The sequence below is a fragment of the Amycolatopsis sp. NPDC041971 genome, assembly GCF_055588925.1.
Map to the genome: position 1 here is coordinate 179,717 of NZ_JBVJCE010000014.1, position 14,281 is coordinate 193,997.

10 protein-coding genes and 1 pseudogene are annotated in these 14,281 nt (G+C 68.9%); 8 read left to right on the forward strand and 3 right to left on the reverse strand.

Annotation, left to right across the window (positions count from 1 at the left end; translation table 11 throughout):
• Positions 1-8 precede the first annotated feature (8 nt).
• The gene (locus ACZ6DT_RS26430; protein WP_465599941.1) at positions 9-1,172 is read left to right on the forward strand and encodes a lactate 2-monooxygenase; all 1,164 of its coding nucleotides are present in this window, start codon (positions 9-11) and stop codon (positions 1,170-1,172) included.
• Positions 1,173-1,362: 190 nt separating this feature from the next.
• Complete coding sequence (gene hrpA / locus ACZ6DT_RS26435) at positions 1,363-5,190, forward strand: ATP-dependent RNA helicase HrpA (protein WP_465600059.1); 3,828 nt, start codon at positions 1,363-1,365, stop codon at positions 5,188-5,190.
• A gap of 225 nt (positions 5,191-5,415) precedes the next feature.
• Here the strand turns inward: hrpA and ACZ6DT_RS26440 are convergent, their stop codons facing one another.
• On the reverse strand, positions 5,416-7,122 hold the full coding sequence (locus tag ACZ6DT_RS26440) for a bifunctional 3'-5' exonuclease/DNA polymerase (RefSeq protein WP_465599943.1): 1,707 nt from the start codon (positions 7,120-7,122) through the stop codon (positions 5,416-5,418).
• Positions 7,123-7,269: 147 nt separating this feature from the next.
• Between ACZ6DT_RS26440 and ACZ6DT_RS26445 the strand changes: the two genes are divergently transcribed.
• A complete protein-coding gene (locus ACZ6DT_RS26445) occupies positions 7,270-8,907 on the forward strand; it encodes an acyl-CoA synthetase (RefSeq protein ID WP_465599945.1) in 1,638 nt (545 codons plus the stop codon).
• Positions 8,908-8,937: 30 nt separating this feature from the next.
• On the opposite strand, the pseudogene ACZ6DT_RS26450 reads toward ACZ6DT_RS26445, so the two are convergent.
• A pseudogene (locus ACZ6DT_RS26450) lies at positions 8,938-9,190 on the reverse strand (hypothetical protein); the annotation flags it as partial.
• A 107-nt stretch (positions 9,191-9,297) separates the two neighbouring features.
• On the opposite strand from ACZ6DT_RS26450, the gene ACZ6DT_RS26455 reads away from it, so the two are divergent.
• The 4 genes from ACZ6DT_RS26455 to ACZ6DT_RS26470 are packed head-to-tail and all read left to right on the forward strand — an operon-like array spanning position 9,298 to position 12,693.
• A complete protein-coding gene (locus ACZ6DT_RS26455) occupies positions 9,298-10,050 on the forward strand; it encodes an SDR family oxidoreductase (protein ID WP_465599947.1) in 753 nt (250 codons plus the stop codon).
• Positions 10,047-11,108 carry a phosphotransferase family protein gene (locus tag ACZ6DT_RS26460; RefSeq protein ID WP_465599949.1) on the forward strand — a complete coding sequence of 354 codons (1,062 nt, stop codon included), beginning with the start codon at positions 10,047-10,049 and terminating at the stop codon, positions 11,106-11,108. Before ACZ6DT_RS26455 ends, ACZ6DT_RS26460 begins: the two co-directional genes overlap by 4 nt.
• The gene (locus ACZ6DT_RS26465; protein ID WP_465599951.1) at positions 11,109-11,765 is read left to right on the forward strand and encodes a histidine phosphatase family protein; all 657 of its coding nucleotides are present in this window, start codon (positions 11,109-11,111) and stop codon (positions 11,763-11,765) included.
• Between the two features lie 10 nt (positions 11,766-11,775).
• On the forward strand, positions 11,776-12,693 hold the full coding sequence (locus tag ACZ6DT_RS26470) for an SMP-30/gluconolactonase/LRE family protein (RefSeq protein WP_465599953.1): 918 nt from the start codon (positions 11,776-11,778) through the stop codon (positions 12,691-12,693).
• A gap of 1 nt (position 12,694) precedes the next feature.
• Here the strand turns inward: ACZ6DT_RS26470 and ACZ6DT_RS26475 are convergent, their stop codons facing one another.
• Positions 12,695-13,165 (reverse strand): VOC family protein, encoded by a 471-nt coding sequence (locus ACZ6DT_RS26475; protein ID WP_465599955.1) that lies wholly within the window; start codon positions 13,163-13,165, stop codon positions 12,695-12,697.
• A gap of 62 nt (positions 13,166-13,227) precedes the next feature.
• Between ACZ6DT_RS26475 and ACZ6DT_RS26480 the strand changes: the two genes are divergently transcribed.
• Positions 13,228-14,190: a helix-turn-helix transcriptional regulator gene (locus ACZ6DT_RS26480; protein ID WP_465599957.1), complete on the forward strand. Its 963-nt coding sequence runs from the start codon at positions 13,228-13,230 to the stop codon at positions 14,188-14,190.
• The last annotated feature ends 91 nt before the right edge of the window (positions 14,191-14,281 follow it).

Below are 14,281 nucleotides of genomic sequence, written 5' to 3' on the forward strand. Positions count from 1 at the left end.
AGGCCTGGGTGACGGAACGGTTCGGTGGCTACCAGAACGAGATCTACCTGCAAGGGCTCGGCGGGACCTTACCGCCGTGCTCCACCGACGCCACGAAACTGGAGGAGTCGGCGCGGGAGATCCTCGAGCCGGGGCCGTTCTGGTACGTCGCGGGCTCGGCCGGTTCCGGCGCGACCGCCCGCGCCAACCGGGAGGCCTTCGACCGCTGGCGCCTGGTGCCCCGGATGCTCACCGGCGCCACCGAACGCGACCTGTCGACGACGGTGCTGGGGACGCCGGTGCCGGCGCCGGTGTTGCTGGCGCCGGTCGGTGTCCAGTCGATCGTGCACGAGGGTGCCGAGCCGGCGGCCGCGCGGGCGGCGGCGTCGGTCGGGCTGCCGTACGTCATGTCGACGGCGTCCTCCACGAGCATCGAGGACGTCGCCGAGGCCAGTGGCGAGGGGCCGCGCTGGTTCCAGCTGTACTGGCCGACGGACAACGAGGTCTGCGCGAGCATCCTGGCGCGGGCGAAGGCCGCGGGGTTCACCACGCTCGTGGTCACGCTCGACACCTGGACGCTCGCGTGGCGCCCGAACGACCTCGACCACGCGTACCTGCCCTTCATCAAGGGCATCGGGCTCGGCGTCCCGCTGAGCGACCCGGTGTTCCGCGGCCTGCTGGAGAAGACGCCCGAAGAGGACCCGCCCACCGCGATCCTGCGCTGGATCTCGATGATCACCGGCACGGACAGCACCTGGGACCGGCTGCCGTTCCTGCGCGAGCACTGGGACGGGCCGATCGTGCTCAAGGGCGTCCAGCACCCCGACGACGCCCGCCGCGCCGTCGAGGCCGGGATGGACGGGATCGTCGTGTCCAACCACGGCGGCCGCCAGGTCGACGGCGCGATCGCCTCGCTCGACGCGCTCCCGGAGATCGTCGCCGCGGTCGGCGACCGGCTCGAGATCCTGTTCGACTCCGGGATCCGCACCGGCGCCGACATCGCCAAAGCGCTCGCGCTCGGGGCGAAGGCCGTGCTGGTGGGGCGGCCGTGGGTGTACGGCCTGGCGCACGCGGGGGAGGACGGCGTCCGGCACGTGCTGCGGAGCCTGCTCGCCGACCTCGACCTGACCATGGGCCTGTCCGGGCACCGGACCCTGGCCGACCTCACCCCGGGCTCCCTCACGCGCTCCTGACTCCCGCGTTTCGTCCTCTGAATGCGGTGGTTCGCACTGCCGACCACCGCATTCAGAGGACGAAATGCCTGGGTGGTGTCGTCTCCGGCATATTCGGAGGCCCTGATCGTCACGCACGGCTATCCTGGTGCCGGTCATGGCTTCTCAACCTTCCCCGCTCGGCGCCCTGCGCGCTCGTCTGCCCGAACTGATGTCGCGCGACGAGCACCGCCTCCGGCGCCGGCTCGACGGTGCCCGGAAAGGGCGTGACGCCGAGTCGATCGCCGCGCAGATCGAGGCCGACATCGAGGCCGCCGAACTGCGGGTCACCCGCAGGCGCGACAACGTCCCGAAGATCTCGTTCCCCGAAGAGCTGCCCGTCAGCCGGCGCAAGGACGAGATCGCCGAGGCCATTCGCGACCACCAGGTGGTGATCGTCGCGGGGGAGACCGGTTCCGGGAAGACGACCCAGCTGCCGAAGATCTGTCTCGAACTCGGTCGCGGCATCCGCGGCCAGATCGGGCACACGCAGCCGAGGCGGCTGGCCGCGCGCACGGTCGCCGACCGCATCGCCTCCGAGCTGAACACCGAACTCGGCGAGGCCGTCGGCTACAAGGTCCGGTTCACCGACCACTCCGGCCAGAACACGCTGGTCAAGCTGATGACGGACGGCATCCTGCTCGCCGAGATCCAGACCGACCGGATGCTGCGGCAGTACGACACGCTGATCATCGACGAGGCGCACGAGCGCAGCCTCAACATCGACTTCATCCTCGGCTACGTCAAACAGCTCCTGCCGCGCCGCCCCGACCTCAAGGTGATCATCACCTCGGCGACGATCGATCCGGAGCGGTTCTCCAAGCACTTCGACGACGCGCCGATCGTCGAGGTCTCCGGCCGGACGTATCCGGTCGAGGTCCGCTACCGGCCGATCATCGACCCCGACGACCCGGACGCCGACCAGGACCGTGACCAGACGCAGGCCATCTGCGACGCCGTCGACGAACTCCAGCACGAGGGACCGGGCGACATCCTGGTGTTCCTCTCCGGCGAGCGGGAGATCCGCGACGCCGCGGACGCCTTGTCCAAACAGGACCTCAGGAACACCGAGATCCTCCCGCTGTACGCGCGGCTCTCGTCGTCGGACCAGCATCGGGTGTTCCAGCGCCATACCGGGCGCCGCGTCGTGCTGGCCACGAACGTCGCCGAGACGTCGCTGACCGTGCCGGGCATCAAGTACGTCGTCGACCCCGGCACCGCGCGGATCTCGCGCTACAGCCACCGCACCAAGGTGCAGCGGCTGCCGATCGAGCCGGTGTCGCAGGCGTCGGCGAACCAGCGCAAGGGCCGGTGCGGCCGGACGTCCGACGGTATCTGCGTCCGGCTGTACTCCGAAGACGATTTCGACGCCCGGCCCGAGTTCACCGATCCGGAGATCCTGCGGACCAACCTCGCGTCGGTCATCCTGCAGATGACCTCGCTCGGGCTCGGTGACATCGCGGCGTTCCCCTTCGTGGAGCCGCCGGATCGCCGTCAGGTCACCGACGGCGTCCAGTTGCTGCAGGAACTCGGCGCCTTCGAGATGTCCGACGGCAAGAAGCTCACCGAGACCGGCCGCAAGCTCGCGCTGCTGCCGGTCGACCCGCGGATGGCGCGGATGGTGCTGGAGGCCTCCCGCAACGGTTGCGTCCGCGAAGTGATGATCATCGCGGCCGCACTGTCCATTCAGGACCCGCGTGAGCGGCCGGCGGAGAAGCAGCAGGCGGCGGACGAGCAGCACGCGCGGTTCGCGGACAAGACGTCGGACTTCCTGGCGTACCTGAACCTGTGGGAGTACGTCACCGAGCAGCAGAAGGCGTTGTCCACCGGCCAGTTCCGCCGGATGTGCCGCAACGAGTACCTGAACTACCTGCGCATCCGCGAATGGCAGGACATCTTCAGCCAGCTTCGTCAGCTGGCCAAACCGCTCGGCATCACGCTCAACACGGACGGCCCGGCCGATCCGCAACGGGTGCACACGTCGCTGATCGCCGGGCTGCTGTCGCATGTCGGCCTCAAGGATCCGGCCAAGGGCGACTATCTCGGCGCGCGCGGGGCGCGGTTCTCGGTGTTCCCGGGTTCGGCGCTGTTCAAGAAGCAGCCGCGGTTCGTCATGTCGGCCGAGCTGGTCGAGACCTCGCGCCTGTGGGGCCGGGTGAACGCGCGGATCGAGCCGGAATGGATCGAGCCGCTCGCCGGTCACGTGGTGAAGCGGAACTACTCCGAGCCGCACTGGGAACGCAAACAGGGTGCGGTGATGGCCTTGGAGAAGGTGACCCTGTACGGGGTCCCGCTCGTCGCCGACCGCCGCGTCAACTACGGCCGCATCGACCCCGAGGTGAGCCGCGAGCTGTTCATCCGGCACGCGCTCGTCGAAGGAGACTGGGAGACCAGGCACAAGTTCTTCGCCGAGAACCGCGCGCTGCTCGAAGAGGTCGAGGACCTGGAGAACCGGGCTCGCCGCCGCGACATCCTGGTCGACGACGAGACGCTGTTCGAGTTCTACGACCAGCGTGTCCCGCCCGACGTCGTCTCCGCGCGGCATTTCGACAGCTGGTGGAAGAAGGCACGGCACACCGAGCCCGATCTGCTGAGCTTCGAGAAGACGATGCTCATCAACGAGACCGCGGGCGGCGTGCGCGAGGCCGACTACCCCGACTTCTGGACGCAGGGCAGCCAGACCTTCAAGCTCACGTATCAGTTCGAGCCGGGTGCGGACGCCGACGGCGTCACCGTGCACATTCCGCTGCCGGTGCTGAACCAGGTCACCCCGGACGGCTTCGACTGGCAGGTGCCGGGCCTGCGCGAAGAACTGGTGACGCAGCTGATCAAGTCGCTGCCCAAGACGATTCGGCGCAACTTCGTGCCGGCACCCGATCACGCGAAACTGGTGCTCTCGCGGGTCGGCCCGGCCGACGGGCCGCTGCCGCACGCGGTCGCCGACGAACTGGAGGCCTTGCGCGGGGTGGTGATCCCCGACGACGCCTGGCAGCTGTCCGCCGTCCCCGAACATCTGAAGATGACGTTCCGCGTGGTCGACGTCCGCGGCAAGAAGGTGTCCGAGGGCAAGGACATCGAGGCGCTCAAACGAGACCTGAGCGGCCAGGTGCGCGCGACGATCTCGAAGGCCGCCGACAGCATCGAGCGCCAGGGCCTGACGACGCCCGCGTTCGGCGAGCTGCCGAAGGTGTTCGCGAGCAAGCAGCGCGGGCACGACGTCAAGGCGTATCCGGCACTGGTGGACGAAGGCGGCACCGTCGCGGTGCGGCTGCTGGACACGCCGGGGCAGCAGGAACAGTCGATGTGGGCGGGCACGCGGCGGATGCTGCGGCTGAATCTGCCGTCACCGATGAAGTTCATCACCCGCAACCTCGGTAACTCGTCGAAACTCGTGCTGAACCGGAATCCGCACGGCTCCGTGGCGGCTCTGCTCGAAGACTGCGTCGACTGCGCCGTCGACGAACTCGTGGCCGACAACGGCGGTCCACGCTGGGACGAGGCCGGATTCGCCGTCCTGCTGGAAAAGGTGCGCGCCGGGCTGAATTCCGGAGTGCTCGACGTGCTGACCAACGTCGAGAAGATCCTGCGCGCGGCCAACGACGTCGAAACGCGGCTGGCCGACACCCGCGGCCCGGCGGATTCGCTCGCGGACATCCGTACGCAGCTGGACGGCTTGGTGCACAAGGGTTTCGTCACCGACACCGGGCAGAACAGGCTGAAGCACGTCGTCCGGTACCTGCGGGGGATCGAACGGCGGCTGGAGAAGCTCCCGACCGAGCCCACGCGCGACATCCAGCGCACCGGCGACATCGCCTGGCTTCGCAACGAGTACCAGGCGGCGCTCGACGCGCTGCCGCCAGGAACCTCCTCACCCGCGCTGCGGGAGATCCGGTGGATGATCGAGGAACTGCGGGTCAGCTTCTTCGCCCAGACGCTCGGTACCGCCCACCCCGTCTCGCTGAAGCGGGTCATCAAGGCACTGGACGACGCCGCCTCCTGACCCGAGTTCGCCGCCCCATCACGCGAGTCCCGTGCCCAAGCACGCGAGTTCCGTCTTTGATCACGGGTGTGCGGAGTTCCACCACGCGTGTTGTTGCCCCCTGGCACGGGTAGTCGTGACTGAAGGCGGAACTCGCGTGATTGAGCGGCGCACTCACGTGATTGAAGGCGGAACTCACGTGATCAGATGGACGACACGCGTGTTTGGGCGGACGGCACGGTCGGGTCACTTCGCGTCGGCGTAGGTGTCCACGGCGGCGATGTGCAGCGGGAACCGGACCGGGCAAGCGGGACCGAACATCATCCGCGCCGCCTCGGCCATGCTGTCCACAATGGACTTCGAGACCTCGTCGGCGAACTCGGCCGGGGTGTGCACCAGGACCTCGTCGTGCTGGAAGAACACCAGGTGCGCGGGGGTGGGGAGCTTGCTCCGCAGGGTCGCCAGCAGGATCGCGGTCATGTCCGCGGCGCTCGCCTGCACGACGAAGTTGCGGGTGAAGCGGCCCCAGTTACGGGACGCCTGCCGGGCCTTGAGTTCGGCGGCCTCGTCCTCCGCGACGCCGCCGGTCAGCGCGCGCCAGGCTTCCGACGGCGCGGGTGAGGTCCGGCCCAGCCGGGAGCGGACGCGCTCACCGCGTTCGCCTGCCTGCGCGGCACGCTCCACATAGGACACCGCGTCGGGGAACCTGGTCCGCAGCAACGCCAGCAGCGGCCCCGCCTCCCCGGACGTGCCGCCGTACATCGCCGACAGCATCGCGATCTTCGCGCGGTCTCGATCGTCCCTGTCGTCCCAAGCCGGCACCGGCAGGCGGCGCACTCCGGAGAACATCGCCTCGGCGAGGCTCGCGTACAGATCCGTGGCTGCGGCGACCTCGGCCAGTTTGCGGTCTCCGGACAACGCCGTCAGCACTCGCGGCTCCAGCTGGGCGGCGTCGGCGACGACCAGTTTCCAGCCCGGATCGGCCCGGACGCAGGTCCGCAGGATCTTCGGGATCTGCAGCGCGCCCCCGCCCCGGCTCGCCCAGCGGCCGGAAACGACTCCGCCCACGACGTAATGCGGGCGGAACCGGCCGTCGTGCACCCACTCGTCGAGCCACGTCCAGCCGTTGGCCGAATGCAGCCGCGCGAGTTCCTTGTACTCCAGCAGCGGCGGGACGGCGGGGTGGTCGATGTCGCGCAGCAGGTACTTCCTGGCCGACGTGACCTCGATGCCCTCCCGCCCGAGCGCCCGGACGACGCTGGCCGGGGCGTCCGGGTTGACCGGGCGCCCGCCGAACGCGTCGCTGATCTTCGCCGCCAGCTCGACCAGCCGTTTCGGCCGGTGCCCGGCCGGGACGCGGGGCCCGAGCTGGTCGGCGAGCAACGCCAGATGCAGATCGGCCCGCCACGGCAGCCCGTCGGCGGACATCTCCGCGGCCGCGAGCGCGCTCGCCGACTCCGCCGCGAAGAGCAGCCGGAGCCGCTCCGGATGATCGGTGACGGCGACCCGCTTCTCCTGCTCGGCCAGCACCCGGCGCGCCGCGTCGAGCACGGTGACGCCGGAAGGCAGCCGCGGGCCGCGTGTCTCGAACAGCGTCGGCTGGTCGTCCTCGGCCCACAGCGGCGGCTCGTCGGCGGGCGCCTCCTGCCCGTTCGCCCTGGCCAGCGCGGCGCGCAGGCTCCGCGACTCCTGCGGACGGCCTTCGTGGGCCAGGAGTAGCCCCTCGGTCAGCGCCAGGTCATGACAGCGCCGCACCCGGACGCCCGCCTTGATCAACGCCGGGTATGTCCCTTCGACCGACGGAAACACCCAACGGGGTGAGTGCTCCGCCTCCCACCGTTGTACTTCGCCGACGAATTCCGGGAGCTTCATGCCCCGCCGCGGCGGTTGCCCGGAAAGAGCGATCGCGAAGTCGCCATCCTCCTCTTGACCTGCGATCGCCTGCACACTCACATTGTGGTGGTTCCCTCCGACATTTCTGTCACCAGACGGTTAGTGCGCCTGCGCTATCGGTCGGCTACTGTCGAGTAGCAACCCATACCGCCGGTACGCGAACCCCGGGGCATGGTGTCTCGCCGCAGCAGCAACGGAGGTGCCCGGATGAGAAACCCCACCGGCCTGGCCACCCTGGTGGCGGGCAAGGTGACCGAGACCGTGCGCAGTATCGACGTGATGCGCCAAGCGGGCCTGCTCCCCATCCCGCGGGTCGACGAGGGCCTGCGTTCGCTGGTCTTGGTGCGGAAGTGGGGTCCGTTCGCCGGGGCGAACATGATCGCCGCCCGCCGGGACTCGACCGCGACCGGCATCATCGACGAACTCGGCCCGCTGACCTTCAAACAGCTCGACACGCAGTCGAACGCGCTGGCGAGGGCGTGGTCCGAGCGCGGCCTCGGCCCGGGTTCGGTGATCGCCGCGCTGTGCCGCGACCACCGCGGTCTCGTGCTGACGATGCTCGCCTCGGGCAAACTCGGCGCGAAGCTGCTGCTGATGAACACCGGGTTCGCCAAACCGCAGCTCGCGGACGTCGCGAAGCGTGAAGGCGTCACAGCGCTCGTGTACGACCAGGAGTTCACCGACCTGCTGGACGTCGTCGAGGGCGACGTCGACCACTACCTCGCGTGGGTCGATTCGGACGCCGAGCTCTCCGGGCACGAGATCCCGATCGTCACCGAACTGGTCGCCAGCACCGACGACCGGCCGTGGCCGGCGCCCGCCAAACCGGGCGGGTTCATCCTGCTGACCAGCGGCACCACCGGCACGCCGAAGGGCGCTCCGCGGCCGCACACCTCCGCGCTCGCCTCCGCGCAGTTCCTCGACCGCATCCCGCTGCGGACCGGCGAGGCGACCTACATGGGCGCGCCGCTGTTCCACGGCACCGGGTTGTCGCAGTTCATCCTGTCCTTCGCGCTCGGTTCGAAGGTCGTCATGCGGCGCAAGTTCGTGCCGGAGGAGACGCTGCGGGGTGTCGCGGAGAACCGCTGCACCACGCTGGTCCTCGTGCCGACGATGCTGCAACGGATCGTCGACCTGCCCGAAGAGGTCCGCGCCAAATACGACACCTCGTGTCTGCGGATCATCTTCGTCGCCGGCTCCGCGCTGTCACCGGATCTGGGGAACCGCGCGACCGCCGCGTTCGGCGATGTCGTGCACAACCTCTACGGCTCCACCGAGGTCGCGGTCGCGACGGTGGCCACCCCCGAGGACTGGCGCAAGGCGCCGGGCACGGTCGGCCGCGCGCCGGTGGGCTGCAAGGTCGCGCTGTACGACGAGAAGGGCGGCAAGATCACCGAGCCGCATGTCACCGGCCGGGTGTTCGTCGGCAGCGGGCTGAGCTTCCAGGGCTACACCGACGGGCGCAACAAGGAGATCATCGACGGGCTGCTCTCCAGCGGCGACGTCGGTCACTTCGACGAGGACGGCCTGCTGTTCATCGACGGCCGCGACGACGAAATGATCGTCTCCGGCGGCGAGAACGTCTTCCCGATCGAGGTGGAGAACCTCCTGGTCGAACGTGAGGATGTGCTCGAAGCCGCCGTCGTCGGTGTCGACGATCCCGAGTTCGGGCAGCGGTTGAAGGCGTTCGTGGTGCGGGCCGAGAAGTCGGATCTGGACGTCGACGGGGTGCGGGACTACGTCAGGGCCAACCTCGCCCGGTACAAGGTGCCGCGCGAGGTGGAGTTCCTCGACGAGCTACCGCGCAACGCGACCGGAAAGGTCTTGCGCAACAAGCTGCTTTGATACTCCCAGTCGTACTTTTCCCGCCAAGGGCCCTTGGGTGCTGTACTGCCGGCATTTCGCCGGGACGGTGCCCGGGTCGAACCGGACCTCCATGCACGTACTCGCCCACGGGACGCCGGAACTCGCGGTAACGCGTGTTCCGGCATTCCGGGTACGGCGGCCCGGGGTTGATCAGCGAGTACTCGATCGGCTGCGTCTCGCCGTGGTCGATGGGCCGGTCGAAGCGCAGTTCGGCCACCGTGAGCCCGTGCTCGTCGTCGACTTCGGCGCGGACGACGTGGCAAACGCTTGGAGTGCTTCGCCCGGACCGCGGAAAGCGAACTCCAGGCGCCGGGGGCAGCCACCTGTCCGAGGGGTTCCAGAGTTGTTACCAACCGGTAAGCTCCAGCCATGGTCCTGCGGAAGAACATCCTGATCACCGGGGCGAGCTCCGGACTCGGCGAGGGAATGGCCAGGCAATACGCCGCCAGAGGCCGCAACCTGGCGCTGGCCGCCCGCCGGGTCGACCGGCTGGAAGCCCTCGCGGCGGAACTCAAGAAGGCCTATCCCGGCATCACCGTGGTCACCCGGAAGCTGGACGTGAACGACCACGACCAGGTCTTCGCCGTCTTCGAGGAGTTCCGCGAGGAGCTCGGTTCCCTCGACCGTGTGATCGTGAACGCGGGGCTCGGCAAGGGGCAGCGGGTCGGCACCGGCCGGTTCGACGCCAACCGCCAGACCCTCCAGACGAACTTCCTCGCCGCGGCCGCCCAGATCGAGGCCGCCGTCGGCATCTTCCGCAAGCAGAAGGACGGCCACCTCGTGGTGGTGTCCTCCTTCCTCGCGCTTCGCGGTGTGCCCGGCAACGCCACCGCGTACGCCGCCTCGAAGGCGGGTATCTCGGCGTTCGCCGAGGGCACCCGGATCGAGCTGCTGAAGACGCCGATCAAGGTCACCACGCTGCATCCCGGATTCATCGAATCGGAGATGAACGAAGACATCTCGAAACTTCCGGGCGCCGTCAGGGCGGAACCCGGCGCACAGGCGCTGGTCAAGGCGATCGAATCCGAGACGGCGAAGGCGTTCGTGCCGACGTGGCCGTGGAGCGTGCTCTCGAAGCTCTTCCCGTTCGTCCCGGCGCCTTTGCTGAAGAAGTTCGGATGACCGTCTCGGACAAGACCGTCGAGGTACGCGAAGAGGACTCGTTCGACCCGGCCGCGGTGCACACTTGGCTGGTCGGGCGGATGCCCGGACTCGGCGACTCGCCGCCCGAGGTCCGCCAATTCCCCGGCGGCGCCTCGAATCTCACGTACCTGCTGACCTATCCGGACCGCGAACTGATCCTGCGGCGCCCGCCGGTCGGGCACAAGGCCGCGTCCGCGCACGACATGCGCCGCGAGTTCCGGGTCCAGCACGGGTTGCGGCCGGTCTTCCCTTTCGTGCCCGAGGTGCTCGCGTTCTGCGACGACGAAACCGTGCTCGGCGGCGACTTCTACGTGATGGAACGCCTCGAAGGCCTGATCCTGCGCGGAGATCTGCCCGCCGGTCTCGAACTGTCGCCGGAGGGCGCGCGCGAGCTGTGCGGCAAGGTCGTCGACAGGCTGGTCGAACTGCACGCCGTCGACGTCGGAACCGCGGGGCTGGCCGACCTCGGCAAGGGTGCCGGTTACGTCGAACGCCAGGTGCGCGGCTGGTCGGAGCGGTTCCTCAAGGCGCGCACGGAGAACGTCCCGGACTGCGCCGAGGTGATGGCGTGGCTGAAGGAAAATCAGCCGTCCGAGGTCAAGATCTGCTTGATCCACAATGACTACCGGCTCGACAACCTGGTGCTCGACGAGGACCTCGACATCGTCGGCGTGCTCGACTGGGAGATGGCCACCCTCGGCGATCCGCTGATGGAACTGGGCAGCACCCTGGCGTACTGGGTACAGGACGACGATGACGACGTCATGAAGCTCAGCCGCCGTCAGCCGACGCACGTGCCCGGGATGTACACGCGTGAGGAGTTCGTGCGGCGGTACGCGGAGCGATCCGGTCTCGGGATCGGCGACTGGACCTTCTACGAGGTGTACGGCCTGTTCCGGCTCGCGGTGGTGATCCAGCAGCTCTACTACCGGTTCCACGAAGGACAGACGACCAACCCGGCGCTGAAGGACCTCTGGCGGTTCGTCGGGTACCTCGACGGGCGCTGCCGCCGGATCATCGCGGAAGGACACGCGTAGGTGGGTGCGATCTACCTGGTCCGGCACGGGCAGGCGTCGTTCGGCGCGGAGAACTACGACCAGCTCTCGCCGCGCGGCTTCGAACAGTCCACTGTGGTCGGTGAAGAACTGCTGCGCCGGGGTGTCGAATTCACCCAGGCGCGAGCGGGTTCCCTTGCTCGCCAACGGGACACGGCCGCGACGGCGTTGAAGGCGCTCGACTCCGGCATCGCCGTCGTCGAAGACGAGCGCTGGAACGAGTACGACCACGTCGACATCGCGGAGTATCACGCCGCCGGCGTTCAGCAGACCGATTCGCGCGCGTATCAGGCCGCTCTCGACGGTGCGCTGAACGCCTGGGTCTCCGCCGGTGACGACAGTCCGTGTGCCGAAACCTGGCCTCGGTTCCTGGAGCGGGTCAACGGGGCGCTGGCCGACGTCGTGGCGTCGCTGGGCAAGGGTGAGCACGCCGTCGTCTTCAGCTCCGGCGGTGTGATCGCGACGGTCTGCGGCGCGCTCATGGGCACGCCCGAGGTGGGGCTGCTGAAGCTGAACCGGGTCACCGTGAACGCGGGCATCACCAAACTGGTGTCCGGCCGCGGCGGGGTGACCTTGTTGTCGTTCAACGAACATCCGCATTTCGAGGCGGAAGCCGCGAAGCTACTCACTTATCGCTAGGAGACACGCGATGGCGTTCGGCGAGGTCATGGTCATCCCGGTCAACGGGCACGGTCCCGAGGACGTCGTGGTCGACGATCAGGGGCGGATCTACACCGGCGTCGACGACGGGCGGATCCTGCGCGTCACGCCGGACGGCAAACGGATCGACGTCCTCGGCGACACCGGCGGCCGTCCGCTGGGGCTGGAGTTCTACGGCGACGACCTCCTGATCTGCGACGCCAAGGCCGGTCTGCTCACCATGCCGCTCGCGGGCGGTCCCGTGACCACGCTGGCGACTTCGGCCGTGGGCCTCGACTTCGTGTTCTGCAACAACGCCGCCGTCGCTTCCGACGGCACGGTGTACTTCACCGACTCGTCGCGCCGCTTCGGCATCGAGAACTGGCGTGACGACCTGATCGAGCAGACCGGCGGCGGCAGGCTCCTGCGGCGCACGCCGGACGGGAAGATCGAGCAGCTGGCCGACGGTTTCCAGTTCGCCAACGGCGTCGCGCTGCCGCCCGACGAGTCCTATGTGGCCGTCGCCGAGACCGGTGCCTACCGGGTCGCGCGCGTGTGGCTCACCGGCGACAAGGCGGGTACGCGGGACTACCTCGTCGACGACCTGTGGGGGTATCCCGACAACATCTCGACCGGCAGCGACGGGCTGATCTGGATCACCGTTGCGAGTCCGAAGGTGCCCGCGCTTTCTCTGGTGCGGAAGCTCCCCGCGCCGTTGCGGGCCGGTGTCCGGGCGTTGCCGACTTCCTTGCAGCCCGCGCCCGCGCGGGAATGCGGGGTGCGCGGCGTGACCCCGGACGGGAAGCAGGTCCACGAACTACGCGGGGAGATCGACGGGTTCCATGTGCTCGTCGGCGTCCGCGAGCGGGCAGGCACCCTCTACTTCGGCTCCTTGGAGGACAACGCGATCGCCGTGACGACGTTCTGACTCAGTCGAGGCAGAATTCGTTGCCTTCCGGGTCGTTCATCACGATGAAGCCGAGGCTCAGCGGCTGCTCGGGCTCGAAGCGCTGAACCCGTTTGGCCCCCAGGGCGACGAGCCTGTCGCACTCGGCTTCGAGCGCCGCCATGCGCTCGTCTCCCACCAGCCCGGGAGCGGCCCGGATGTCGAGGTGGAGGCGGTTTTTGGCGATTTTGTCCTCAGGGACCTGCTGGAAGAAGATCTTCGGCCCCTCGCCTGCCGGATCTTCGAGGGCCGAGCGGCTGTTGCGCTGATCCTCGGGCACGCCGACCCGCTCGAGGAACTCGTCCCACGCGTCCAGCGGATCGGTGCCTTCGGGCACCTCGACCCCGGGAGGGCCGGGGTGGAGGTAGCCCAGGGCGTCCCGCCAGAAGGTCGAGAGTGCCTTGGGGTCAAGGGCGTCGAAGCTGACCTGGAATTCGCGGCTCTTGCGGTTCATGGGACTACTCTGGCACGCCTAGCGGACAGGATCGGTCCGCTATCTCCGGGACGATGGGTGACATGGAGGACGAGCGCGGGACGACCGAGCGGGTGCTCACCCTGCTCGGACTGCTGCAACAGCGCGCGGTGTGGACCGGCCCGGAACTGGGGGAGCGGCTCGGTGTCACCCCGCGCACGATCCGGCGGGACGTCGAGCGGTTGCGCGCGCTCGGCTATCCGGTGCAGGCGAGCAACGGTGTGGGCGGCGGATACCAGCTCGGCCCCGGCCACGACATGCCGCCGTTGCTGCTGGATGACGAGGAGGCGATCGCCACCGCGGTCTCGCTGCTCGCCGGCGCGGGCAGCGGTGAGGCCACGCTCCGGGCGTTGGCGAAACTCGACCGGGTGCTGCCCGCCAGACTGCGGCACGAGGTGCGCGCGCTGTCCGGTTCGGTGGTCTCCTTCGACGGAAGCCGCGCGCCGATCGACCCCGACGTGCTCCTGACACTGGCCCGCGCCTGCCGCGACGAGGTCGAGGCGGGCTTCGCGTATCCGTCCTCCTCGGATTCCGCGGTGCGCAGGGTCGAGCCGTACCGTCTGGTGGCGTCCGGGCGCCGCTGGTACCTGCTCGCCTACGACCTCGACCGCGACGACTGGCGTACCTTCCGTGTCGACCGGATGACCGAGGTTTCCCCGCGCTCGTGGCGTTTCCACCCGCGCCCGGCACCCGACGCGGCGGCGTACGTGCAGGAGAACGTCGCCAGCCGGGTCTACCGGCACCAGGCGCGGTTCCTGGTGCACGCACCCGCTCCGGTCGTGCGGGCGCAGATTCCGGCCTCGGCGGCCGTAGTGCGGGAACGGGGGCGTTCGCGGTGCGAGGTGTTGAGCGGGGCCGGGGATCTCGATTTCCTGCTGATGCACGTGGTGTTGCTGGGGCATTCTTTTGAGGTGCTCGAACCGGCGGAGCTGGGGGAGCGGTGCCGGGTTCTGGCTGAGCGGTTACTCGGGGCGGCGGGTTCTGGGGCCGCGCCATCAGCCGACTAAGTGCGGCGACTTTCGGCGGCCGGAAGTACATGAAGGACCCCTTCCTGTACTTAGGCGCAAGGAAGGGGGCCTTCATGTACTCGGGAAGGGG

Coding starts and splice junctions, on each gene's coding strand:
- hrpA (WP_465600059.1), top strand. CDS start 1,363: ATGTCGCGCGACGAGCACCGCCTCCGGCGCCGGCTCGACGGTGCCCGG.
- ACZ6DT_RS26445 (WP_465599945.1), top strand. CDS start 7,270: ATGAGAAACCCCACCGGCCTGGCCACCCTGGTGGCGGGCAAGGTGACC.
- ACZ6DT_RS26455 (WP_465599947.1), top strand. CDS start 9,298: ATGGTCCTGCGGAAGAACATCCTGATCACCGGGGCGAGCTCCGGACTC.
- ACZ6DT_RS26460 (WP_465599949.1), top strand. CDS start 10,047: ATGACCGTCTCGGACAAGACCGTCGAGGTACGCGAAGAGGACTCGTTC.
- ACZ6DT_RS26470 (WP_465599953.1), top strand. CDS start 11,776: ATGGCGTTCGGCGAGGTCATGGTCATCCCGGTCAACGGGCACGGTCCC.
- ACZ6DT_RS26475 (WP_465599955.1), bottom strand. CDS start 13,165: ATGAACCGCAAGAGCCGCGAATTCCAGGTCAGCTTCGACGCCCTTGAC.
- ACZ6DT_RS26480 (WP_465599957.1), top strand. CDS start 13,228: ATGGAGGACGAGCGCGGGACGACCGAGCGGGTGCTCACCCTGCTCGGA.